Origin of the sequence: Microcoleus sp. S13C4, assembly GCF_036700865.1 — a bacterium.
In the GTDB taxonomy this organism is placed as follows: domain Bacteria; phylum Cyanobacteriota; class Cyanobacteriia; order Cyanobacteriales; family Microcoleaceae; genus Microcoleus.
On record NZ_JAUBPS010000028.1, the window covers coordinates 22912 to 47100 of the forward strand.

General features: G+C 45.4%; 15 protein-coding genes and 1 pseudogene. 5 read left to right on the forward strand and 11 right to left on the reverse strand.

Going from position 1 to position 24189, the window contains the following annotated elements:
• Positions 1-145 precede the first annotated feature (145 nt).
• Both QT996_RS14035 and QT996_RS14040 read left to right on the forward strand, forming a co-directional pair.
• Positions 146-1603, forward strand: coding sequence for an ABC transporter substrate-binding protein/permease (locus tag QT996_RS14035; RefSeq protein WP_333047203.1), 1458 nt, complete (start codon positions 146-148; stop codon positions 1601-1603).
• A complete protein-coding gene (locus QT996_RS14040) occupies positions 1569-2318 on the forward strand; it encodes an amino acid ABC transporter ATP-binding protein (protein WP_333047204.1) in 750 nt (249 codons plus the stop codon). The genes QT996_RS14035 and QT996_RS14040 overlap by 35 nt, the downstream gene beginning before the upstream one ends.
• Before the next feature lie 159 nt (positions 2319-2477).
• Here the strand turns inward: QT996_RS14040 and QT996_RS14045 are convergent, their stop codons facing one another.
• Complete coding sequence (locus QT996_RS14045) at positions 2478-7307, reverse strand: DUF4347 domain-containing protein (protein ID WP_333047206.1); 4830 nt, start codon at positions 7305-7307, stop codon at positions 2478-2480.
• Between the two features lie 461 nt (positions 7308-7768).
• On the reverse strand, positions 7769-8818 hold the full coding sequence (locus QT996_RS14050; protein ID WP_333047208.1) for a UPF0104 family protein: 1050 nt from the start codon (positions 8816-8818) through the stop codon (positions 7769-7771).
• A 254-nt stretch (positions 8819-9072) separates the two neighbouring features.
• Here QT996_RS14050 and QT996_RS14055 point away from each other — a divergent pair, with 254 nt between their 5' ends.
• On the forward strand, positions 9073-11124 hold the full coding sequence (locus tag QT996_RS14055; RefSeq protein ID WP_333047209.1) for a S8 family serine peptidase: 2052 nt from the start codon (positions 9073-9075) through the stop codon (positions 11122-11124).
• A gap of 160 nt (positions 11125-11284) precedes the next feature.
• On the opposite strand, the gene QT996_RS14060 is transcribed toward QT996_RS14055, so the two are convergent.
• The 9 genes and pseudogenes from QT996_RS14060 to QT996_RS14100 all read right to left on the reverse strand — a co-directional run bounded on the left by QT996_RS14060 (position 11285) and on the right by QT996_RS14100 (position 23411).
• Positions 11285-11764, reverse strand: a complete 480-nt coding sequence (locus QT996_RS14060) for a hypothetical protein (RefSeq protein WP_333047210.1) — start codon at positions 11762-11764, stop codon at positions 11285-11287.
• Between the two features lie 177 nt (positions 11765-11941).
• Complete coding sequence (locus QT996_RS14065; protein WP_333047211.1) at positions 11942-13615, reverse strand: glycosyltransferase family 39 protein; 1674 nt, start codon at positions 13613-13615, stop codon at positions 11942-11944.
• A 130-nt stretch (positions 13616-13745) separates the two neighbouring features.
• The gene (gene pruA / locus QT996_RS14070) at positions 13746-16721 is read right to left on the reverse strand and encodes an L-glutamate gamma-semialdehyde dehydrogenase (protein ID WP_333047212.1); all 2976 of its coding nucleotides are present in this window, start codon (positions 16719-16721) and stop codon (positions 13746-13748) included.
• Between the two features lie 85 nt (positions 16722-16806).
• Positions 16807-17730, reverse strand: coding sequence for a hypothetical protein (locus tag QT996_RS14075; protein ID WP_333047213.1), 924 nt, complete (start codon positions 17728-17730; stop codon positions 16807-16809).
• A 199-nt stretch (positions 17731-17929) separates the two neighbouring features.
• Entirely contained in the window at positions 17930-20554 is a 2625-nt protein-coding gene (locus QT996_RS14080; protein ID WP_333047214.1) for a protein-arginine deiminase family protein, read from the reverse strand.
• A gap of 102 nt (positions 20555-20656) precedes the next feature.
• On the reverse strand, positions 20657-20998 hold the full coding sequence (locus tag QT996_RS14085; RefSeq protein WP_333047215.1) for a DUF5615 family PIN-like protein: 342 nt from the start codon (positions 20996-20998) through the stop codon (positions 20657-20659).
• 3 nt (positions 20999-21001) lie between these two features.
• Complete coding sequence (locus tag QT996_RS14090) at positions 21002-21328, reverse strand: DUF433 domain-containing protein (RefSeq protein ID WP_333047216.1); 327 nt, start codon at positions 21326-21328, stop codon at positions 21002-21004.
• Positions 21329-21475: 147 nt separating this feature from the next.
• Positions 21476-21802 (reverse strand): annotated as a pseudogene (locus QT996_RS14095) (DUF433 domain-containing protein).
• 913 nt (positions 21803-22715) lie between these two features.
• Positions 22716-23411: a hypothetical protein gene (locus QT996_RS14100; protein WP_333047217.1), complete on the reverse strand. Its 696-nt coding sequence runs from the start codon at positions 23409-23411 to the stop codon at positions 22716-22718.
• A 261-nt stretch (positions 23412-23672) separates the two neighbouring features.
• Between QT996_RS14100 and QT996_RS14105 the strand changes: the two genes are divergently transcribed.
• Positions 23673-23900, forward strand: coding sequence for a type II toxin-antitoxin system HicB family antitoxin (locus QT996_RS14105; RefSeq protein ID WP_333047219.1), 228 nt, complete (start codon positions 23673-23675; stop codon positions 23898-23900).
• Positions 23890-24120, forward strand: coding sequence for a type II toxin-antitoxin system HicA family toxin (locus QT996_RS14110; protein ID WP_333047220.1), 231 nt, complete (start codon positions 23890-23892; stop codon positions 24118-24120). The genes QT996_RS14105 and QT996_RS14110 overlap by 11 nt, the downstream gene beginning before the upstream one ends.
• The last annotated feature ends 69 nt before the right edge of the window (positions 24121-24189 follow it).

Sequence of the window (24189 nt, forward strand, 5' to 3'; positions counted from 1 at the left end):
GGCTAATTATGCAGTTTGTTCGTCCATCAAACCCGGTTTCTGGAAACCCGTGCGTTTAGGAGTATATCTTCCTTTACAATGGTGACTTGATTCCGATTTGTGGTATATTTTGTGGGCGAGGGGATTTTTTAGGACAATGTTCGATATGAAACGTTTAAAATTAAAATCAATGCTGACGGCGGCGATCGCCTTTTGTTTAATTGCGATCGCCAGCTACGCCCAAGCCAACAAGACATTAACACTGGCGACTTCCCCAGACTACCCGCCCTATGAATTTAAAGATACGGCTGTTAGCGGCAACGAAATCATCGGTTTTGATATCGATATTGCCAAATATATTACTAAAAAATTAGGCTACGAACTGACAGTAATTGGCATGGATTTTAACGGATTAATTCCCGCTTTGCAGGCGGGCAGAGCCGATTTTGTGATGGCTGGAATGACTCCCACCGCAGAAAGGAAAAAAAATGTTGATTTTTCTGACCTTTACTACGAAGCTCAAAATACAATTGTCGCCAATAAAGGCAGCAATTTGACCAAAGCTGAAGATTTAGCCGGGAAAAAAGTAGGCGTTCAACTCGGAAGCATTCAGCAGGAAGCTGTGAAAAAAATGCCCGGTGTGCAACTGGCGCCTCTGAATAGGATTCCTGACATTATTCAAGAAATTAAATCGAACCGTCTTGCGGCGGGAGTGATCGAGGATACTGTCGCTACGGGTTATGCAGCAGCGAACCCGGACTTGGAATTTAACACAATTCCGAATACTGAAGAAAGCGGTTCGGCGATCGCCTTTCCCAAAGGTTCGAGATTAGTTCCAGAATTCAACCGAGTCCTCCAGCAAATGAAAGCCAGCGGTCAAATTAAGGAACTAGCTACTAAATGGTTTTCTCGACTAATTTCGCAAGAACCTGCTCAAGCAAATCAGCCTGCGGTAGCGCCCAAGTTCGGGTTAGATTTTGGCAAAATCGTGCCGAGTTTACCTTATATTTTGTCCGGGCTTGGGGTAACGCTAACTTTTACCTTGCTGTCGGCGTTTCTGGGATTTATCTGGGGAATCGTCCTGTCTCTGTTTAAAATTTCTAGCATTAAACCGCTGTTCTGGTTTGGCACTGCTTACACCTCAATTTTTCGAGGAACGCCGCTAATTTTGCAGTTGACTTTAGTTTATTTTGCAACGCCGCAGCTTACGGGCTATAATATATCGGCGCTGCAAGCTGGCGTCATTACTTTTTTCCTCAATTCTGGGGCTTATATTTCCGAAACAATCCGCGCCGGAATTCAAGCCGTAGATAAAGGTCAAAAAGAAGCCGCCGAATCCCTTGGCGTTCCCTACAAACTGATGATGGGCGATATTATCTTGCCGCAAGCGTTGAAAAATATTTTGCCTGCATTGGTGAATGAAAGTATTGCTTTGCTGAAGGATTCAGCTTTAGTTTCAGTAATTGGCGTAGAAGACTTGCTACGCCGCGCTACAATTGTGGGAGCAGAAAAGTATATTTACTTTGAACCTTTGATATTTGTCGGCGCAATTTATTATTTGATGGTGCTTAGTTTAACTTGGGGGGCCAATGTACTCGAACGTAGACTCCAAAGTAGCAGTTAAGGTCGATCGCCTGTATAAATCTTTTGGCAATCTGAAGGTTTTGCGCGAGATAACTACTGAGATTCATAAAGGAGAAGTGATTGCCATTATCGGCCCTTCGGGGTGCGGCAAGTCTACTTTTTTGCGGTGTTTGAATTTACTGGAAATTCCGACTTCGGGACACATATACATTGACGGAGTGGATATTACTTTGCCGAAGGTAGATATTCTGAAAATTCGCCATAAAGTGGGGATGGTTTTTCAGCATTTCCACTTGTTCCCCCACATGACTGTGCTGCAAAATGTGATGTATGCCCCTGTAAAGGTGAAGCAGGTGGCTAAGGATGAGGCGCGTCTGAAGGGGTTAGAATTGCTGGAAAAAGTGGGTTTGTCAGATAAGGCAGAGGTTTATCCTTCTAAGCTTTCGGGGGGACAAAAACAGCGGGTGGCGATCGCCCGCTGTTTGGCTATGGAACCGGAAATTTTGTTGATGGACGAACCGACTTCTGCACTCGATCCAGAAATGGTTAAAGAAGTGTTAGATGTGATGAAAGCTTTGACGAAAACAAGAATTACAATGGCAATTGTAACTCACGAAATGGGTTTTGCGCGGGAAGTCGCCCACCGGATTTTGTTTTTGGATGGGGGAAAGGTGGCGGAAGATGTGCCGCCGCAGGAGTTTTTTAGCAACCCGAAGTGCGATCGCGCCAAGCAATTTCTGGAAAAAATGCTTTAATTCATATAAGAATTAAAGTTTTTAACCGCAGAGGGCACAGAGTTAGAGGAGAAAGAGAAAGTTGCGGTAGGGTGCGTCAGGTAGGAGATGCTCGATCGGCACAAAAAGTATACTTCCGGGACACCGTTTGTTGCCGACGTGCATCAGTGGTCAGCCTGTTTAAATTAAATTGAAATCGCTGGCGCTTATTCTGCTAGCAGAAACTCCGTTTAAAGCAGCAATAATTTCTCCTGTTTGCACAAACTGAATGAATGTTGCACCGCTATTTTCAGTAAGAGTTAATTGCTCGAATGTCAAGCCCTTAGCTAGCATCAGCAAATCTTTTCCCGCTTCAAAATCGGCAATAATATCGATACCAGAATTGGCAGACAGTAAAAAGCGATCGCTCCCAGCACCTCCAATTAGACAATCTTCCCCCAAACCGCCAATCAAAGTATCATTACCTTGGCCACCAAAGAAAGTATCATTTCCATCGCACCCGTCTAGCAAATCATTGCCCGCACCTCCAGTCAGACAATCATTGCCAGCACCTCCGCAGAGGGTATCATCACCCAAATTGCCGTAGAGAGAATCCTCCCCTTCGCTGCCGAAGATTATATCATTTCCCTTGCCTCCAAATGCGATATCGCTGCCTTTGCCGCCGTCGATAAAATCAGCACCTTCATCGCCAAAAATTAAGTCGTCGTCTTCTTTACCATTTATTGAATCATTGCCGCGATTTCCGAAGATGATATCTTCGCCTTCACCGCCAAGGATGATGTCATTATTCTTGCCGCCAAAAAGAATATCATCTCCGTGGTTGCCCTCAATGAAATCATTGCCTCGGTTGCCGTAAAGGATGTCGTCTGCTTCACCGCCGTAGAGGTTGTCATCGCCTAAATCCGCATCGAAAATATTCGGATTTGGACTGCCGTAAAAAGCATCATTTTCCGGTGTGCCAAACTGAATTTCACCGCTACCATTGCCGTTGATAATCTTGTCAGCTTGGTTTGGGCGATCGACTGTTGGATACTCAATAGTATTGCAAATGCAATCACCATCAGTACCTGTTGTAACAACAGGTACTGATGGTGTTGGCGTCGGTGTTGGCGTCGGAGTTTCCGCAGGCGTCGGTGTTGGCGTTGGCGTCGGTGTTGGGTTCGGAGTTTCCCCAGGTGTTGGAGTTGGCGTCGGTGTTGGGGTCGGAGTTTCCGCAGGCGTTGGCGTTGGTGTTGGCGTCGGATTTTCAGCAGCAGTCGGCGTCGGAGTAGAAGTTTCCGCAGGCGTCGGTGGAGTCGGCGTCGGAGTTTCCGCAGGAGTCGGAGTTGGCGTCGGTGGAGTCGGCGTCGGAGTTGCCACAGGAGTCGGAGTTGGCGTCGGCGGAGTCGGCGTCGGAGTTTCCGCAGGAGTCGGAGTTGGCGTCGGTGGAGTCGGCGTCGGAGTTTCCGCAGGAGTCGGAGTTGGCGTCGGCGTCGGATTTTCAGCAGCAGTCGGCGTCGGAGTAGAAGTTTCCGCAGGTGTCGGAGTGGTTGGAGTCGGAGTTGTCGGAGTCGGAGTGGTTGGAGTCGGAGTTGTTGGAGTCGGAGTGGTTGGAGTCGGAGTGGTTGGAGTCGGAGTGGTTGGAGTCGGAGTGGTTGGAGTCGGAGTTGTCGGAGTCGGAGTTGTCGGAGTCGGAGTGGTTGGAGTTGGAGTGGTTGGCGTCGGAGTTGTCGGAGTCGGAGTGGTTGGAGTTGGAGTGGTTGGCGTCGGAGTTGTCGGAGTCGGAGTTGTTGGAGTCGGAGTTGTCGGAGTCGGAGTTGTTGGAGTCGGAGTTGTCGGAGTCGGAGTTGTCGGAGTCGGAGTGGTTGGAGTCGGAGTTGTCGGAGTCGGAGTTGTTGGAGTTGGAGTTGTTGGCGTCGGAGTTGTCGGAGTCGGAGTGGTTGGAGTCGGAGTTGTTGGAGTCGGAGTTGTTGGAGTCGGAGTTGTTGGAGTCGGAGTTGTTGGAGTCGGAGTTGTTGGATTGACGGTAATATCCACACGATCGCTATCGGTTTGAGCACCGCCTAATTCTGCCGATCCGCGATCGTTTGTCGTCAAAGTCAGCGTATCGGTGCCACTAAAGTTCTGATTCGGCGTATAAGTTAAACCATCTAAAGCAGCATTAATATCAGCCTGTTTTCCCGTATAAATTAGGCTGTTGCTGCCATTCCCCGATCCGGTAACTCCCGTCAGCGACTTGAGTGTAAGAGTGCCGCTGGTAACGCTGAGATTAACTTCCACCAACTCGCTATCTGAATCGGATACAGAGATACTATTGCTGTTGCTAGCAGAGAAGATGCGAGGAGTATTTTGATTCGTCGTTTCTTTGCCGATATCAGTAGTAATGTTGACACTCCAGCTAGCAATATTTCCTGGAGTAGTCGCATTGGAAGCTTTAGCATTATATTGGTTGGCATCAACTGCATACAATTTCCAAGTGCCGTTGGGGTTAGTTTTATTAAAAACAGAAAGAGTCGAACCGTAAGGCCCTTCTGGTGCTCCTGTCGGTGTCGGTCCCGGTAGAGTGAAGGGATAAATATCGCGAAAACCATTTGCTGAATAGTTACTCGGTTTGTAGTTGCCTGAAGTGATAGTTGGTACTGTAGAATTAGAAAAATTATAAAGAAAAGAGGCTGCATTATCATCCAACTTCAGTGTGACGTTGTTGAGTAGTTCATATGGAACGTGAGACATTAACACCACATTTTGTCCCTCCGGCCCAACTAGCAAGAGGTTGATGTTCTGCGGTCCACCATTGACTGAGTTAGAAGTTTGAACATTGTTGAGAGTGATGGTAACGCTGTCTACTTTTCCTGTTACACCTGAAACGTCAATAGCAGACGGATAGGGTGTCGCTAAAACGTTATATACAACGTCTCCGCTATTGATGGTAATATTATTCGGGTTAGTTGTGGTGGTGGTTGTTCTTCCCGGTATTGAATTAATAGGAGATTGATTACGACGGGAAAATTCTGAGGTATCGCCTGTAGTTTTATTAGTAGCAGTAGCAGCGAGAACAGGTTTGCCTGCTACTGGAGTGTAGGGGAAGTTGATATTAGCATTGCCAGCGCTATCTGTAGTAACGTCTTGGAAACCCAGGAAAGTTTCACCTTGACCTGTACCTGCGGGGTCATAACTGCTATTAGCAAAGAATTCGATGCGGAAGTTGGCGTTAGGAGTGCTGTTGAGAATGCCGCTGACTGTATTGCCGCTAAGTGAGGTCAGAACCGGGTAATTTTGCAGGTTGTTGCTGCCTTTATCCGCATCCCCCAAATCGTTGGAAGTGAGACCAGTAGTACCGATTAAGTCAATGCCTAATCGTCTGTTATTAAAAATTCTATTACCTTGGATAGTGTGGCCGCCGGTATTACCAACAACCTCAATACCGCTGCCTTTATTGTTAGCAATGATATTGCCTTCTCCGGGTGCAATGCCACCGATGATAGTATTATTCGTATTTTGGCGAAGGATAAAAATACCATCGCCACCATTGCCTAAGTTTATTGTACCCGTTGAATCTGTACCGATGTAGTTGCCAGTAATTTTGGTATTGCTGGCTGGCCCTGGAATAAAGATGCCCCCTATTCCTAAATCACCGTTACCAGAAATGACGTTGCGCGAGATAATATTACCTGTTATGGGGGTGACAATAGGAGGATTGTTTTGAGTGTCACTTTGGATTCTGATCCCAGCCAAAGTGTTGCCTACAGCAGTCGTACCGCTAATATCAGTACCAATGTAGTTATCTTGGATGGTGTTGTTGTTAGTCTGTACCCCAATGCCGTGACCTAAAGTGGAATTTCCGCCCTTGCCAAATCCGTTAATAACCAATCCTTGAATGGTACTGCCACTGGAATCTTCTGCGCCACCAAAAGGGCTTTTGCCTAAATCTAAACCATTAATATAAGGAAAATTGGCAGATGAGGCTGGTTGTTGTACTAAATTACCCTTGAGTTCGATAAGGGGTTTGCCAGCATATCCAGGTTGAGATTTGCCATTGATAATAACTGGGCTGGTGATGACAGGTAAGGCTTGATTAAGGGTAATGGTATAAGGGCCAGTGCCGGGAATGTTAAAGTTAATTGTGTCTAATCCGGGATTGGAATTGGCTTGTTGGATCGCATTTCGCAGAGAACCCGTAGCGCCCTCTAAAGTATCAGTAACACTATAGATAGCCAAAACCGACGCATAATTTTCCATTGCGTCTGACTCGAATGCTAGGGGCGATTTGATATTGCCGATTTTTTCTTCTAGTTCCCAATTCCCACCTAATTTTGCACTCCCCGTGAGATGCTTGGATGCGGCGATATTTGCACCAGTGAGGGATGCAATGCGGTAGAGGAAGTGCTCACCATCTACGGCTTGTTCATCGAGTCCGCTGGAGGTTTCACTTCTCGTTTCACCAAAGTATTCTAAGGCGAGTTCGCCCTCGATTCCGCCGGGGGTTTCAACCCCCGTCTCATAGCAAAAGTTCTCTAAAGAGGACTGTTTAATGAAATTGTTTTTAGTCGGTTTCAACCGACTTTCGCTTTGAGACAGGGAATAAATTCCCTGGCGGACTTTCTGACAAGCGGGGGATGCTGCTGCTACGTTGCAGCCGTAAATCAGGATGTCTGCATCAATTGTTAAAGCGCGTCGCCATTGCTGCAATTGCTGGCTATAAGCTTCTAGGTTATCCACAGACAGTCGGATTTTCCCGATTTGCAAGCTTCCCGGTTCGCCGTGGGAAACTAGATGAATGCTGTCAATATTAGTGCGATTCGCTAACACTTCGCTAATTTGTTCGACTCCATCTCTGTGCGAGTCGATAACTATTGCTTCTACTCCCGATTTCACTCCATCTAGGAGTGTTTGATAGTCTGCTACTGCCGTATCGATAAATACTATTGTACAGGGGTTATGCGGCCGATCGCTCTTTTCCCCAAAACTCCCTTTGCCCGCGTTCATTTGATTCGGAACTTTGCTCGCACCTGCTGATAAAACTGGCATCATGGCTGTGTACCCTATATCCTAAAGTTAACAATTTTTCATAAATCCAGGACGACCACACCCGAACTCAAAAAAAACGTTTCTTTGAGGTACAAATACCTAAGATTGTAATTTTTATGAGAGCAACTCGGTTTGCTTGCCAGTCTTAAATTTATTGATTCAGACTCTATTCTTTGTGGCTTTGTTCTTGATGAACTAAAACAGATCATTTAAAAAAATTCTGTCTAAGCTCAACTATACCAGCATACGTACGTAAGCAAAAAATCTTAATAAAAATACATATTTTCGACTCGGCTAATCGCGGCAAGTCCGCTGGCATTATATATTTTCCCACTCATATCATGTCCAATCGATTAACCATAATATCCCGGTCGGGGCGGGTTTTTGAGCTTGTCAATTATTGGCAGGTATTGTTGGTGAGGGGATACCCTACAAAAATCGAGGTCGCTCGACCGAACATGATATCACTTACTGCGCCGATCGCGCTGGCGATCGAGCTTTGCCAAAGCAGCACCCGAAACATCCGCCAGAATGCTAATTATCCGATACAAAGCCACGGCACTCAGAATTATACCCGTAGAAAAGCGATCGGACAGCAGGGCGATCGCCGTTGCTTCAAATACTCCCATTCCCCCCGGTGCACCCGGTACGACTAAACCGACAACAAACGCAAAACAAAAAGCACCAAACAAGTTGGGAATATTGCTAAAGTTCACCGGAGTTAAAACCATTACAGTTAGCAAAAATCCGCAGCCCCGCAATCCGATAAAACACATTTGTCCGATTAACGGCACTAAAGGATAGCGTTTAATGGGCAAATTAATATGGCGGCGGGACTTGACACCCACTGTTTTTTTAGTTACATTGGAAGTAGAGTCTACACGAAAACTCAGTGCCTCGCCCGCAGCCTCCTCAGCCTTTGAATTTTCCCCATTGTTCTTTGATAACTTCAACCGCTCTACAAAGAGAACGATCGGATTTAAAATGCGGGGATGAATCGCCGTTAAAATAGCAGCACAACCGACAATCCGCAAAAACCAATTGAATTTGTCAAAACAAATCAACCCAATCAAAACGCCCGCAGAAGCCATCAGCAGGGGTTCCAGCAATACGCTGAGAGTAGCAGCTTTGGGGAAAATGCCGGCATTTTTGGCTTCCAATATTCGACCCCAAAAATGCCAAATATTCCCCGGCAAATACTTGGCAATATTAGTTTTAAGAAAAACTTGAATCGCCCAGGCGGCAGTTACAGGTTGGCGGAATTCCCGCAAAATCAACATCCACACCCAGCCGACAAAAATTAGAGACAATAAAGTGACGCCAAGGGCGATCGCCAGCAACGGAAAACTTTCGGCTCGAATTTGGATATTCGCGACTTCTCGCCAGTGAGTTAAAAAAGCTTTGGCAATAAATAAAAACGTCCCGCCCAAAATCAAATAGCGCAAATAAGGCTTTAAATGCGATTTCGCTAGATTTAAAAAATTCTGAATTCGATGCAAGTGTTGTTTTCCCATTTTCTGATCCCGATTTTGAATTTGGGATTAAGTTATACTGTTTGAGATTTTATATTTTAGATTGGCCAAGGCGGAATTGTGGTTGATTTACACGGCATGATATAACGGAATAAATCTGTTTAACCTAACCTATGCAGACCTCTAAAGACTATGCGTAATGCCCGCCTTACAGACTATTTAGGGCGTGTTTAACCACAAACTTAAATTTAAAATCTAAAATTTAGATCGATATACCTCGCTAGGAGTACATTTCTATGCCCGGCCCGAGCCCTGACGGTCTTTCCTATCTGTTAGATGATAGCCCCAATAGTTTCGCCTTGACTCAGGGCTTTTTGACTCCTTATCCTAACGGACTTTTTGCCCTCGGCGGCAACGATTTTATTGTCGGTTCCTCGGATGCCGATCGCATCAGCGGTGATAATGGTAACGATCGCATTCTCGGCGGCAGCAATTCCGATACCCTGTTAGGGGGTGCAGACAACGATGTGCTTAACGGCGGTGTCAGCAGCGACATCCTGTTTGGCGATGCCGGCAGCGATACCTTGCAGGGAGGCAAGGGAGGAGACGCCCTCAACGGCGGCGACGGCAGCGACGTTTTAGTGGGCGATGGCGGCAAAGATACGCTGACAGGGGGTTTGGGCCCAGATACCTTTGTCCTCCGCAGCGACTCCGCAGTCTCCGATCCGGCTACTGCAGACGTTATTACTGACTTTAACAGTTTTGTGGATTCGATCGGACTGACTGACAATCTTACCGAAGCTGACTTGATTCTCGAAGAAATATCGATCGCCCCCGGTATTTCCAATACATTAATTAAAATTCGCCAATCCAATGCTATTTTAGGCTTGGTAGCCAACGCATCTCCACAAGACCTCGCCGATACATTCATCTCTGCAACTACCGTATTGGGCAACCAACTGGATCAAGCTCGCGATTTAGGCGTTTTGGGCGGCACTCAAACGATCGCAGACTCGGTTAGCAACGCTCGGCCAGACGGCCTTTACCGCTTTACTTTGCCTGCAATTAGCGACTTTAAATTAACTGTCAGCGGTTTGACGGCGGATGTTGACGTTGCTCTAATTAAAGATATTAACGGCGACAATTCTATTGACTTCACGGATATTATTGCTTCTTCTCAACAACCGGATTTATCGCCGGAAGCGATCGACATCAACGGTTTAGCTGCAGGAACTTACTTTATCCGAATTTATCAATACCAAGGCAGTACAAATTTCTCCCTCAATCTGTCTGCAACCCCGGCAACTGTTTCTGATAACAATGCGAGCAACTTGCAGGGTTTTGACTCTCGTTTTGGGTTCGGTTTGGTGAATGCAGCGGCAGCAGTTGCTAAAGCTCAAGGTACTGCAACTTTTCCTGATGTTCCCGACTTGGGCGGCGACGAGTGGGGCAGAGATTTAATTAAAGCTCCAGAAGTTTGGGCCCAGGGCTTGACTGGAGACGGAATTGTGGTGGCAGTTATTGACAGCGGAGTTGACTACAATCACCCGGATTTGACGGGGAATATTTGGAGCAATGCGGGGGAAACTGGTGTTGATGCGATCGGTCGCAATAAAGCTAGCAACGGGGTTGATGACGATGGCAATGGCTTTGTTGATGATTTCAGGGGATGGGATTTTGTCAACAACGATAATGACCCGATGGATGATAACAATCACGGCACTCATATTTCGGGTTTAGTTGCTGCGAAAAAAGATGGGGTTGGGATTACTGGCACAGCTCCAACTGCGAAGATTATGCCTTTGAAAATACTCGATGAAGCGGGAGTCGGCAAAATTAGAGATGAAATTAATGCGATTAATTATGCGGTGGCAAAGGGAGCGAAAATAATTAATGTGAGTTTGGGCGGCCTCCAGTTAAACGATCAAGAATTGGATGCGATTCGAGCCGCTGAAGCTCAAGGGGCGATCGTGATTTCGGCGGCGGGAAATGATGCTCGCCCACAAGCTGATTATCCGGCTCGGTTTGCCAATGAGGTAGGAATTGCTGTCGGTGGTGTTACCAGAAATGGCTTGTTTGCGGATTATTCTAACCGGGCGGGTGCGGAGGCAATTAATTATTTTGTTGCTCCCGGCGGCGACGGTGGCATGGCTGATGCGGGTGATGTTTATTCAACTGTGCCGCTTTCTCAACCGGGGATTCCCTATCGATATTTTGCGGGTACTTCAATGGCAGTGCCACAAGTATCCGGCGTGATAGCTTTAATGTTACAAGCAAATCCGAGTCTGACTCCTGCTGATATTAAGAGGATCCTTGCAGAAACTGCCAATCGAGGGGTTGGAATTTGATGCAAGTGCGATCAATCTACAATCCTCAATCTTATATCAATTATTCACTGTAGGGACACAGCAATGCCGTGTCTTACTCCCCGCACCGGACACGGCAATGCCATGTCCCTACAGACGCTTCCGTACAATCAATCTGTATCACTACTTTTCAGAATTGGTATTAAAAATTGGCGGCGTAAGTTAAGTCAAATTGGCGACATAGGGTGATGCAGCAGTAGTTTGGTCGATCGAATACTAACTCGTAATTCATCTCGCCGTCTATTTTGGTGATCGGCTGCTTTAAGGGGATGCCCTGAATGTCGTATTGACGGCGTTCTAAGGCACTCCAGTCGATAATTTTGAAGTCGATTTGGTTCTGCAACTCAGTTGCGATCAGATATAGGTGCATCTTATCTTGAACTTTCCCCGTCAGGGGAACTTTTATTAACACTGACTGGGTGACGAGGGGTTTTTGGTCGTTGGGATGCTTCTGGGTGTGGCAGCTTTTGAGTTCTATATCGTAAGGTTCTACCTTGAATTTCTCTCCACTGGCGATCGCAGATGAGTGCAAATCTTTCAGGCACTTTTCTAGGTGAGGAATCAGCCCTAAGTCTGGATCACACAGCAGTTTACGAATGTTGGAGGTTTCAGTGACTGTCATTTGAGATTTTTGATGTTATTTTTTGATTCTTTACTTTTAGCTTACCACGAAAAGCAAACCTATCGAACTCTACTTGCGACATACTTCCCAAAATGCCGTTTATGGCCAGTATGTCGCAGTGAATAAGACAGTTATTTTTGGGCAGGAAACCCGTGTTTTTTGCCTTAATGTTTTAGATTATTTTTTAGTAATTTTCCACAGATTAAGCTCAACATTAGCGTCAGCCGGCTCTATTTGATAGTTTTGTTGCTGAATTGCCGATCGCAAACCCTTTGACGGTCTGTATAAAAACAAGTCGCTGAAACCCTCGGGAATTTGAGAGGCTAGCGGTTTTTTAAGTGCCAAATTTCGATTTTTGTAGCAAGAAGTGTAACAGCCGGGTCTTATTAGCAGTTTGACTTTTGGTTCTAGATGATAATTTAAAAACATGATATATACGATACTGGCATCGCTAATTATCAGGGGATTACTGGCTTGATTTACAGTCCCAGCTACTTCCAATTCGGGTGGCAACCAACCGCTGCCTTTATTCCACCAACTGTCTGCTTGAGAACTAACTCCACCGGATATAATACCTGCGAAAAACACTGCAACTATAACTATTTTCCACAGTTTTTGCTGTTTGAAGTTATCCAAATTGTTACTAATTTTCGCAGACAGCAGGTAAGCCACTGCTAGCTGAATTCCCACATAACAAGGAACTAAATATCGCGGATTTGCCGATCGCCTTCCACCTTTCATTATATCAGGTACTGCTAAAAACAAAGCAGTTGTTGCAATTAATAACAATACAAGCAACCACACTCGCTTTGGTGTATGTCTGCACAGAAAATAAAGGGCATAGCAGACTAAAGCTAGCAGGATTATGCCCACAGGAACTAGCAAGGCTAGTTGTGTGGCGTTGGCAGTTCCATCAACCCCAATATCAAAAAATGCTATGCTGACGGAACCCACCCACCTGCTGACTAATCTTAAGAAATTTGTCTGTTCTGCCCATGCTGTTGTGCTTCTAATTTGTTTAAAGCTTTCTACAGTATTGACGAGGGAAGGCATGAAGCCGATAAAGGCGATTAAAGCTGCTATATAATAGGCAATAAATGTTTTAACATCGCGCCAGTTGGCAATAACTGTGACGTAGATGGCGTGGGCGGCAGCGACACAGACAAATAACAAGTGGGTGTACAATCCCAGTGTTGCTGTGCCTGCATAAAGCGCCCAAGAAAGAGCGAGGGCGAGAGGTTTTTGATTTTCGTCAGGGCGCATTGCTCGCAACAACGCTGCACTGGATAAAATAGTAGTTACTGTCCACAAACTGTACTGTCTCGCTTCTTGGGCAAACAAGATGTGGTAGGGAGAAATTGCGAAAATTGCGATCGCCATCCACGCTACTGCTGAAGATTCAAATAACTCCCAAGCCAGCCAATAAATTGCGGGAAATACTAGCAAGCTAATCACGGCGGGCAAACTTCTCATTGCTGCAACGGAACTGCCGAACCATTGCGCCCAATATCGCGCTAGTACGTAATACAGTGGCGGGTGTTGGGGGTCTTCTGTTGCTAAAGAATTCAGGGTATCCCTTAAAGTTTTTTGGGAATTTATCTGCTGAAATTTTTGTATATCCGAGGGCGAGGTTATTTTCTGGTACGAAATTTGTTTGATTATTTCGGCTTCGGTGTAGCCAGAAACTCTCAAAGAAGTATATGTTTCGTCGATCCAGTAAAATTTGCGATCGAGATTGGCGAATCGAAATAAAATGCCTATGACTAATACGGCGATAATTAAAAATCGCAGCCACTTGTCAACTGAAGGGTTGTGAGAATTTAGTCGATCGCGATCTTTAGTAGATTCCATTTTATAACTAGCTGATCTAGCATAATTTTTTTCTGTTACCCCACCCGTAAGGTGCGCTAGGCGCACCCTACTAACTGAACAGCCAGAGAGAAAAAGAGGACTTCAGTGCTCACTACGAACAAAGGAATGATTAATCATCTACTCCTTCAATCGGCGCAAAACCCTGCCGCTGAATATTTTCGGTTATGGTGCGGGGTTCGAGGAATTGCAGCAAATAATCCGGGCCGCCAGCTTTAGAACCAACTCCCGAAAGTTTGAATCCTCCGAAGGGTTGCCGCGATACCACAGCGCCTGTGATTCCGCGATTGATGTACAGGTTTCCGACTTCAAAATCGGATGTGGCTCGATCGATATGCGAAGGTGTGCGAGAATACAATCCGCCGGTTAAAGCAAAATTCGTGCCGTTAGCAATCGCAATCGCTTCGCTGAAATTCTTTGCCCGAATCACGGACAAAACTGGGCCGAAAATTTCTTCTTGGGCGATAGTTGCTGTGGGCGATACTTCCGTAACAATGACTGGGCCGACAAAATAACCGGTTTCCGGTGCCGGCATTTCTAAAGCTATTTTAGCTTCGGCGCGGCCTGTTTCGATGTATTCGCGGATGCGCGAATGGGCATTTGCATCGATCACAGGGCCAACTTGAGTGCCGGGATTTTCTGCTGGGCCGACATTGAGCGATCGCGTCGCTTCTACCAATCTTGCCACAAAATTATCGTACACTGATTCGACCACAATTACTCGCGAACAAGCGGAACATTTTTGGCCGCTGTATCCAAATGCCGAATAAACTACGCCTGCAACTGCTTGGTCTAAATCCGCACTTTCATCGACAATAATTGCATTTTTGCCGCCCATTTCAGCAATTACTCGTTTCAGGTGTTTTTGTCCAGGCTGCAAAATCGCAGCATCGGCATAAATTTGACAGCCAACTTCCTGAGAACCGGTGAAAGTAATCATGTGAACGTCAGGATGTTTCACCATGTAAGCGCCGACGGTTGAACCTTTGCAAGGCACGTATTGAAATACGCCTTTGGGAATACCAGCTTCTAGCAAAATTTCTGTGATTTTTGCTGCAATTACAGAGGAAACTTCCGCAGGTTTGAGTAAAGTACAATTACCTGCCACCAGCGATGCAACTGTCATGCCAACGGGAATTGCCAGGGGGAAATTCCAAGGTGAAATGATTAAAGAAATGCCGCGCGGCTGATAGGTGTAGCGGTTAGTTTCTCCGGGAATATCGTAATTTTTACCTTGTTCTAAGCGTTCCATTTCGTCGGCGTAGTAGCGGCAAAAATCTATAGCTTCGGAGACTTCGGCATCGCATTCTCTGACGGGTTTGCCGACTTCAAACACCATCCAAGCTGACAGTTCGTGCCGCCGCTGTTCCATCAATTCTGCTGCTTTGCGGAGGACGCCGGCGCGCTGGCGGACGGGGGTTTTTCGCCAACTGGTGGAGGCTGCTTTTGCTGCTTCAAGGGCTTGTTTGGCTTGTTCTTCGGAAAGCAATCCGATGGTGCCGACTACTTCTGTGGGATTGGAAGGGTTGAGAGAGTTAACGGTTGCTTCCGTATTTTGGTACTCGCCATTGATTAGCGGTAAATAGGTTTTACCTAAGTTGGCGCGCACTGATTTGATGGCTGTTTCTGCTTGTTGCCGCAATTTGGTATTGGCGTAGTCGGTATCCGCAACGTTGGGAAATACTTTGCTGTAAACTAGCTGGTCATTTCCGTTAGCAACGGGCGCGGCTAACAATTGTTCGATCGGCATTTCTTCGGAACTTTGCCGGATGAAAGAACTGTTGGCGGTATTTTCCAGCAAACGGCGGATCAAATAAGCCATTCCCGGCAATAAGTCGCCGTAGGGACAGTAGACTCGGACGCGATAACCCCGATCGACCAAAAGCTTAGCCAATTTGTCGCCCATGCCATACAGCACTTGCATTTCAAAGCGGCGGCGCGGTATATTGAGAGTCTCGGCAATGGCGATCGCCCTCGCTTGCGATCGCACATTATGACTGCCAATAGCTGCATACAAATATTCGTGATTTTCTAGCAGCAACTGCGTCATCTGCTCGAAATTGGCATCGGTAGCAACTTTGTCATTGTAGACCGGCTGTGGCCAATCTTTCTGCATCGCTTTGATAGTTTCCTGATCCCAGTAAGCGCCTTTTACCAGACGCACAGTTACCGGATTTCCGCGTTTTTTTGCCCACGAAATCAGGTTTTGCAAATCTTGGGCACTGTCGCGCAAATATGCTTGCAATGTAATTCCGATATCCGTGCGACTGCGAAACTCTTCCTCTAACAATAAGTCTTTGAGAATGGTCAGAGTTAAACTTTTGTAAGCATACTGTTCCATATCGAAATGAACAGCCGCACCCAACTCCTTAGCGCGGCGCAGTAAAATGCGAATTCTATCGCTTACTTTCTCCTCGCTACCTTTAGCATCCAAGGGATCAAACTGAGAATAAAAAGCTGTTAATTTTACGGATACTTGAACTCGCGGCAAAGTTTCATCATCAGCTTTGTCAATTGCATCTACCTGCGACCAATTTTTTGCTGCATTAGCGAGTTCCTCCATCAATTCTAAATAGCGGTTAAGATAAATTTGCGCCTCAGTTTCAGTAATGACAGCTTCCCCCAAAAGGTCAACTGTAAAACCCATTTTATCTTTGCGAAGTCGCTCTAAAGTTTTAACTACCTGCTTGATATTTTCCCCAGAAATATACTTGTGCGCCAAAGTTTCCACCGCAGGCGCAACCGTCGTCGCAGCCAATTGTCCAGGAATCGAATCAGCGTTAGTAAAATTGAGCAATTTTTTCAAAGCTTCCGGCAATTCTACTTCTTCAGCCGTCAGGTATTCTTGCAGGTGGCGGGCAATTTCCGGCCTGCTGCGGAGGGCCGGCAAACAATCAATAAATCGAAACAACTGCACCCGCAGTCCGGGGCTAGCCATCGCCCAATCCATGAGTTTGTCGTCCCAGCGCATTTGGTCTTGGAGTTGACCGAAAAAAGATCGCTTTTTGTCTTGAGTTGCCTTCAGGATTTCTTTGGCAATTTCTTGGGTTTTTGCTTCGTAGATACTTGGAGATATTTGTGCAACCATTGGTAATTAGTAATGGGTAATTTGTACTTGGGAACCAGGGCGGGTTTATGTATTGTGTAACTACCCCCTGATACAATTATAGTTGCTATTTAACTTCAATTTTCACTTGGTAGTTTGCTTGGCGATCGCCTGAAATTTCAATAGTATAATCGCCGCTACTGGCTAGTTGACCTTGCCACTGACCTTTGCTGTCAGCAGTACCTAAATTTTCACCGTTAGGAGCAATAATTGCGGCGCTAACTTGACCTTCTTGAACATTTATTGTCATGCTTTGGCCACTATTGCACTCCAGTAAGTAGCGCCTGGATATGTTGGCTCGCAAACTATTGCTCAGAGTAGTTCCCGTAGCACCACCTTTAAAGTAAACTCGCTCGGTTACAGGGGTTTCAACCGCAGCCGGAGAAGGAGAAGGAGAAGGAGAAGGCAACGGCGAGGGTGACGGCGAAGCAAGTTGGGGAACGCCAGAGAGAGAGGGTATTTGAGTGGGACGGGGCGACGGATAGATTGTGGCGGGCAGTCGAGTTCCAGGTGCTGGGGGAAGTCCGGGGCGACGGTTGGCGGGCGCTGTTACGACAGGCGGAGGGCTTTCGGGGAGGGGTACGTCCGCGGGTAGTCTGATTTGAAGGTTCGCTCTTTCCTGATACATTCTCCACGCTAGCAAACTGCCGACACTAAGGACGGAACCGACTAACATTCCGCTGAGAAAAACTGCTAATATTTGCCACGACCGAGGTGGTTTGGGATCGGGGTGGGCAGTTGGAATTGTTGGAGGCGGATAACTTGTAATTTGAGTTGTTTCCGGCGTGCTATCGGCGGCAACTGGAATTATTTCGGCTGCGTCGATTGGCGCTGAAATATCTTCGGGCGCGGCAATTTCTGCGGGAGTTTCTGCTGATGCGGAAGTTGAATCAACACTGGCAATTTCACTGCGATCGAACTCATCGCTGGTAGGCGAAATTGTTTCCGGTTGCTGAGTCAAAATTTGTTTTTTTTCCTGTTCGTCGCTCATGGGGCTAAATTTATTTTACAAAGACCGCTTTTAGACATTTTACGTTACTGGTGCGATCGCCTGCACTGCACCAATACGGCACGGCTATTGACAAAATGCCGTCCGTGTCGATCGAGAAATCTCTCTGCTGGGGCGATCGCAATTTACCAATTTTCCGTAAATATTGAGTACAAATTGCGATCGCAAATTACTACTGGGATCAATTATTAGGCAAAGACTGCCAAAAAGGTCGGTCTTCTGGCTTCCTCACAGTATTCGTCGCCGACTGCACGTTCCCTTTCAATTCTTGATAATACCTGTCATCCAGAAAACTAACGCTGACCCCAGCAGGAAGCAGCAGTTGGCGCAATCTTTCCTGAGTGTAATCTACACCCTCAATCATTGGCCCGCGCGGATTTGAAACTAACAACTTGCCGTTAACTGGCACCGAATTGACCATATTCGGCCACCAAGCATAACCGCTGTAGCCAAACATCACCGGAACTTGAATAATTTGGTCGTCTCCGAGTGAAAACTCTCTTTTCAACTTCTCTATAATCGGATTAAGTTTCTGATTTTGCAAATAGAGATTGTGTTGAATTAAAGCACGGTTTTGCAAGGCGGCGCTGACAGTTGTTTGAGTGCTCAAACCACGATTGATCGTCACATCGCCGTAACCTCTTCCCTCCAATTCTTCCAACAGCTTAACTCCGGCTTCGGGACTGGCGATCGCCATTACATATTGTCCGGGAGTTTGAGTGGGAATAAAATTGATAATTTCATCGACTTGGCGAGTCAAAAGCCAAGAAGTATCAATATCCACTGGCGGCCCTTGAATTCTCTGAGCTTGAATAAAATCAAGTACCTCTGGATTAAAACTAGCATTTCCCGAATTCCCGTAATAAACTCGACCCATTGGGTGTCCGGGAATCGGCGGTGTCACCTGCAAATTGCCGTATCCGTCAGACCACTGACTTACAGGGTCTAAAGAACGAGGATTGCCAATTTTTACTACTTTCCAATCCCGGTTTTGAGTTGATTTAATAGGCGGGTTTTTCTCTAGATCACTATTGCTTTTTAGGGCTACATTAAACTGGCGTATCTCCGATTCTTCGGGGAGTTGAACGTATCCGTTTTTCTGGGTATCTTGCATCCAAGTGCGATCGCCCTGGATAATTTTTACTCTAGCGCCCGTGGGCTCTACTGCTTGTTTTAGTTGCGAGATAAATTCGCTGTTTACCGAGCCTCTGTCGCTGACCTGAACTTCGGTTACTGGTGCTGTATTTGGCGGTATCATCCAAGGACTAACGCCCATTTTGATTGTTGTGGAGGCAATTTCTTGGCCGTTGTTTTGGGCAGTTGCTTTGAGATTAACAGTGCCGTTCCAATTGCGATCGGCAAATTGTTTGGCTTCGACACCTAAAACAATATCCGTGCTAAAAACTAGAGGTTTAGCACCGGATATATCTACAGGTTGCCAGCCGTCGCCCGTCTTCTGAAAAACGCTGATGTGAGGGCTAGCAATGCTGTCAGCCGTGAGAAATAACTGAGAGGTTTTGAAGTTTTCAGACAGTGTTAAGTTAACTTGAGAAAGCATTGCTGCACGGCGGGGAGCGCTAACTTTGGTTTGTTTCCAAGTCGGTATCTTGCCGCGATCGTTATTGCGATCGTTAAATAAAATTAGCGCGCCCTTGGACAAAGACCATTGTTCTTTTCCCTCTTCGTCTTGCTCGTTAATTTGGCCATCTCTGTTGGTATCTCCCGCAAAGAAAAAGTTAGGCGGCGACGCAGCAGGCGTAACGGGGGCGGGAGTTGGTGTTGCAGTTGATTCAGGAGTTGGTTGAGAAGTTGCTTGCTGATTTCTCTCTAGTTCTTGCCTTTCTAGTTCTTGTTTAGCTAATTCTTGCCTTTGTAGTTCTTGCTTCTCAAGTTCTTGTCTGGCTAATTCTTGTCTAGCTAATTCTTGCTTCTCAAGTTCTTGTCTAGCTAATTCTTGTCTAGCTAATTCTTGCTTCTCAAGTTCTTGTCTAGCTAATTCTTGCTTCTCAAGTTCTTGTCTAGCTAATTCTTGCTTCTCAAGTTCTTTTTTTTCTAGTTCTTTTCTGGCTAATTCTTGCCTTTGGAATTCTTGCCTTTCAAGTTCTTTTCTAGCCCGGTCTTTTTTCTCTTGCTCTTTTCTCTCTATTTCTCGACGAGCAAATTCTTTTTTCTCTTGCTCTTTTCTTGCTCTCTCTCTTATCTCTTCTTCCTCGGCTCTAACTTTCTCAACAGAACGTGCAACTTGCATTTCATAGGTAGCGACACTGAGGTTTCCTTGGTATTCGATGGTTTTGTCGATCGCCCCCTCAGCCAAAAAAGAACCGTGAGGAATGAGTCGTAGGGTATTGATAGCAATTTGCCACAAGCGTTGCGACTGTTCCCAAGTAGTAGAAGAAGGATTAGAAGTGCGTCCAATTAAGACTGCTTGGGCGGCAAATTTAGCAGCATCGTCCCAATTATATTTGGCTCTTTCTTCTATTTGAATCTGACTTTGAACGTTTTGGAGTTGCTGCGTCAGAGTTTGGGATTGCTGGCGGTGGATTGCTGATTTCCAAAGTTCTAGGGAAAACGGGGCGCTGTCGGGAGTTTTGGCAAGGTTATCTAATTGTACTTTGAGGCGATCGCGCAATTTGTAGAGTTCGGGGAGGGATTGCGGAGTTTCGCCCTCTGACTGTCGCGGAGTGATTGCGAGTTGGTAGTTTAGGGAAGGTTGAGCCACTGTTGCGGGGACTGCAACCCAAATAATACCGATGACGACACCGAAAGCATTGACGATCGCGATCGCAATATATCGAACCCAGCGCATATAGTTTATCCTCAGACACGCCAATAATTTTACCTAATCTTGGGAGCAATGGGGGATTTAATTGTAAGATTTTAGGACGGGTTTGGGGCGCTCGGCTTTTTTTCATGTCGAAGGACGGTTAACTCGAATCAATTTACCGTTCAAAGTATCGATCACAGAAATAGCCTCATTAATTCGGGCCGCCTGTCTTTCCCAGTTGCTATCTTGAGTACAAATGATAATACCAGCATGGTTGGGTTGTGAGCGATGCAGCCGAATAAAATCCCCTCGATTGAGAGTCAAAACTGCTCGCTCATTACTCACAGCAAAAGCCAATACATCCTCATCAGGAATCCCTAACCCTGCGTTTCCGGCTTCTTGAACTGTTAATACATCGTGACCTAAAGGTCGAAGAAACTCAACTACTGGCAACGGATACTGTTCGTCTGCATAAAGTCGCGCCATGTTTTAGGCTTCCTCATTTTCTTTGATTGCTTGTTCAATTTCTTCTGGGTAAGCATCAGCATAAGCCCAAGCATTGACTAAATCAGCCGCAGTCAAATGGGGATAGCACTTAAAAAGTTCCGCATCGCTGCATCCGAGACGGCGATAACCCACCAGTACCCAAACTTGTATGCGAGTATTGCCGACACAGGCATCCCCTCCACAGACACCGGGAGCCTTTTTAATGCCTAAAGAACCGTTGGTTAAATTTTGAGTTAGGATGCTGATTAGTTTAGCTTTATCAGCGAGATTTAAGGTTAAGACTTGAGTTTCTAATTCTTGTATAGTCATAAGTGCGATCGCTCGGATTTGATATTAGTTAGATTATATAGCAAAACCATTTGATTTGTAAACAATCGATTCAATGATTACAAGCGTTGCAGGTGGTTCTACATTCATGACTCAAATAGACTTGCTATAGCAAAATTCTGCCATTTTTTAGGCTTCCTCATTTCTCGCGATCGCTGCTTCAATTTTTTCTGGGTGTGCCTCAGCATAAGCCCAAGCATTTGCTAAATTTGCTGCACTCAACTGAGGAAACTCTTGCAAAATCCGCACATCATTTGCACCCAGAATGCGATAATTTACCAGCGACCAAATAGGTATGCGACTCTTGGCAATTCTAGCATCGCCACCGCACACGCCCTGAGTTTTTTCTATTCCTTGCCAAGGATTGCTTAAACTTTGGACTAATAGCTGTATTGCCTAAGTTTTTTCCCCAAGAGTTAAGGCAAGGAGTTGTTTTTCTAATTTTTTAAGTGTCATTGTTTGCTATCTAATTAAGATTAGATAACATCCAGGTTAGAGTACACCCCAGTTCCCTGTCCCTAGAAACAATTCGGGTAGGGATACGGCAGTGCCGTATCCTGACAAATATCTGCAATTAACCAACAGAATTTGAATGCAATCTATTAGCTAGATTATAGCGCTTGAATCAGCGCGATAGCCCGTTTTGTTACCACACCTCGGCAATACTGATTCCTTACCCCTAGCTGCGACTTGAAAAAAATGGTACGATCGTATTAATGTGCGATCGAAAAAATCATACACCGCTATTGTAGAAATTATTCGCAGGAATTACGCACTCAGACCAAAGAAACCGCGTTTTTTAGAGAATCGGTCGCTGTGTACGAAGTATTTCGCAAAAAAACCGGTTTCTGACCGCGCACTCAGACCAAAGAAACCGGGTTTTTCAGGGAATTTGTGGCTGTATACGAAGTATTTTCGCAAAAAACCCGGTTTCTGCCTTCCCACGAGTCAGTCTTATATTCATTTAGTCGCTTTCTCCATAAATGGAAGTAAAAATCGTGAAATAGCCCTGTTATTTCCTAATTTTTATCCTTATGGGATTATCCTTAACAAGCTGCGAACAGGCGAAGTCATTTCAAGAAATAGATCGAAAATTTAAAAATAGTAATGCGATTAAACAACACAATTTTAACTTACAAGCGGGCGATCGCACGGTCGCTCGAACTAACAACATCCAAGCAAGTCCGAAGAGTGGGAAGTTCGATAGAACTACCCACTCACCGGAAGAAAGTGTGATCGTGTTAGGAATTTTCGGGTTTTGTTTGATGTGTTATTTATTAGTTTGGAAGTTTCGCGGGAGGGAAGAAGCTAACAAGATGCTGAGAAGAATCAGAAGAAGAGTGAAGTGAGGATAGATACTTGCTAAACCTCATTTTTTCTTAGTGCGGTTGCGTTTTCTCGATTCAGCCGCCGTATTTTTTGCTTTTTTTTGTTTTTCTTTACTTGCTTTAGAGCCATTGACAGCACTACCACTTATCGGTTTGCTGGAAAATCCCGATGTATCGGAGTTTTTAGCTGCCATTATAGGAGCAATGCTAGCATTATATATCTCCTGAAATTGTGTTATACCTTCCCCCGTACTCATATCAAACCCTGCTTGATGACCGAGCGTTACAAAGGATTTGGCAAACCCAAATTTAGAGGAATCTTCCATAATTTCCTTAAATTCCTGCTCGATATCCCGCAGGTATTTGATAATTGAAGTGGCATTTCGCAGTTTAAATTCTCGCTTCAAAAATTGCCAGAACGCCAATAATTCCGGGATAGCATTTTCACCTTCTTCCGGCGAAAGCAAACTCACTTTCCTGGGAAACAACTCTTCCACTACAGTTGCCACATCTTCCACTTTCATGCGAGGCAGCGTAAAACCTTCATAGCCGAAACCGTAATAAATGAACTGCGAGATCCAAAATCCAACGTCTGGATAAGTTTTACAGTATTCTTCTCCTTCGGGAGAATTGACAAATAGCTCGATTAGCGTTTCCTGATAATCTTCCAGGAGTGGTTCTGCTTCGTCATAATCTAGGCCATTTAGTTGGCGGATATTAAAAGGTTTATCTGACATAGTTGAAAATTTTTTAATTTAATTGACTTTAGCTCTAAGGTTAGTACAATTTTTGCAGTTCTATTAATTCTTTAGGATTTCATTATATTTAAAAAATCTCCGATCGCAGGTATATTTGACTAGCACCGATCGCCCGTGACTATTTAAACCAAGCTAGTATTGTATAGGGCGATCGCCCGTCTCCACCGAACAGCGAAAGATGTGATATAATCTCAAGTAAAAGTATAATTGTTTGAGCTTGGCAGTCCGCCACTTCAAATTATGAAGTCAACACAACAGTTTACAGCAATTATTGAACGACAAGGCGACGGCTATATATCCCTTTGCCCAGAACTTGATATTGCCAGCCAAGGTGACAATATAGAAGAAGCGCGACAAAATCTGATCGAAGCGCTGGAACTATTTTTTGAAACAGCAGATCCTTCTGAAGTCAAGAATCGACTGCATAGTGAATTTTTTGTGACTCGTGTAGAGGTGAGTGTTGGGTAAACTGCGGGTTCTATCAGCGGCTCAAGTTTGTCAGATTTTAGAACAATATGACTTTGTTCAAGTGCGGCAGCGCGGCAGTCATATTATCATGCAGCAGCGACTACCCAATACAACTGTAACGGTTCCTGTACCCAATTATTCAGAAATCAAAATTGGCACTTTGCAGTCTATTATTCGGCAGTCAGGATTACCTCGATATCTTTTTGAAATGAACGAGTAGCCTAGATTAGCATCTATAAAAACCCAAAACAAAAACCCGGTTTCTCCAAAAAACCGGGTTTTTATTGAG

Bases quoted from the DNA above. Each gene is read 5' to 3' on its own strand.
- QT996_RS14075 (WP_333047213.1), bottom strand. From the start codon at position 17,730: ATGAGCGACGAACAGGAAAAAAAACAAATTTTGACTCAGCAACCGGAA.
- QT996_RS14045 (WP_333047206.1), bottom strand. From the start codon at position 7,307: ATGATGCCAGTTTTATCAGCAGGTGCGAGCAAAGTTCCGAATCAAATG.
- QT996_RS14100 (WP_333047217.1), bottom strand. From the start codon at position 23,411: ATGTCAGATAAACCTTTTAATATCCGCCAACTAAATGGCCTAGATTAT.
- QT996_RS14090 (WP_333047216.1), bottom strand. From the start codon at position 21,328: ATGACTATACAAGAATTAGAAACTCAAGTCTTAACCTTAAATCTCGCT.
- QT996_RS14060 (WP_333047210.1), bottom strand. From the start codon at position 11,764: ATGACAGTCACTGAAACCTCCAACATTCGTAAACTGCTGTGTGATCCA.
- QT996_RS14105 (WP_333047219.1), top strand. From the start codon at position 23,673: ATGAAGTCAACACAACAGTTTACAGCAATTATTGAACGACAAGGCGAC.
- QT996_RS14055 (WP_333047209.1), top strand. From the start codon at position 9,073: ATGCCCGGCCCGAGCCCTGACGGTCTTTCCTATCTGTTAGATGATAGC.
- QT996_RS14050 (WP_333047208.1), bottom strand. From the start codon at position 8,818: ATGGGAAAACAACACTTGCATCGAATTCAGAATTTTTTAAATCTAGCG.
- QT996_RS14040 (WP_333047204.1), top strand. From the start codon at position 1,569: ATGTACTCGAACGTAGACTCCAAAGTAGCAGTTAAGGTCGATCGCCTG.
- QT996_RS14085 (WP_333047215.1), bottom strand. From the start codon at position 20,998: ATGGCGCGACTTTATGCAGACGAACAGTATCCGTTGCCAGTAGTTGAG.
- QT996_RS14065 (WP_333047211.1), bottom strand. From the start codon at position 13,615: ATGGAATCTACTAAAGATCGCGATCGACTAAATTCTCACAACCCTTCA.
- QT996_RS14035 (WP_333047203.1), top strand. From the start codon at position 146: ATGAAACGTTTAAAATTAAAATCAATGCTGACGGCGGCGATCGCCTTT.
- QT996_RS14080 (WP_333047214.1), bottom strand. From the start codon at position 20,554: ATGCGCTGGGTTCGATATATTGCGATCGCGATCGTCAATGCTTTCGGT.
- pruA (WP_333047212.1), bottom strand. From the start codon at position 16,721: ATGGTTGCACAAATATCTCCAAGTATCTACGAAGCAAAAACCCAAGAA.